The organism is Pseudomonas sp. IPO3778, from assembly GCF_013386825.1.
Classification (GTDB): Bacteria; Pseudomonadota; Gammaproteobacteria; order Pseudomonadales; family Pseudomonadaceae; genus Aquipseudomonas.
Genome location: NZ_JACARC010000130.1, coordinates 1 through 329, shown reverse-complemented (window position 1 = coordinate 329; position 329 = coordinate 1). Strand labels below are relative to the sequence as shown.

Below are 329 nucleotides of genomic sequence, written 5' to 3'. Positions count from 1 at the left end.
TGAAAACTAAATAATGGCCCAGGCACACAGGAGGCGCTTGCCTCCCCTACCCCTTCACCGTTGCTGGAGACAGAAAATGAAAGCGTGGCTTCTGAAAGATTTCGGTTTGGACAACCTGGTGCAAGGCGATACCGAGACTCCCGTACCCAAGGCCGGAGAGCTGCTGGTAAAGGTGGGGGCCGTATCCCTCAACTTCCGGGACAAGGCCATCGTTGACGGCATCTACGAGCCCCACAAGGTGCCCAAGCCGCTGATTCCCGTCAGCGATGCAGCCGGTACTGTGGTTGCGGTGGGTGACGGCGTCAGCCGCTTCGCCATCGGCGACCGGG

1 protein-coding gene is annotated in these 329 nt (G+C 59.9%); it reads left to right on the top strand.

Going from position 1 to position 329, the window contains the following annotated elements; genetic code table 11:
• Positions 1-76 precede the first annotated feature (76 nt).
• A partial coding sequence (locus HX855_RS32885; RefSeq protein ID WP_178948063.1) for an alcohol dehydrogenase catalytic domain-containing protein occupies positions 77-329 on the top strand: 253 nt, incomplete at its 3' end.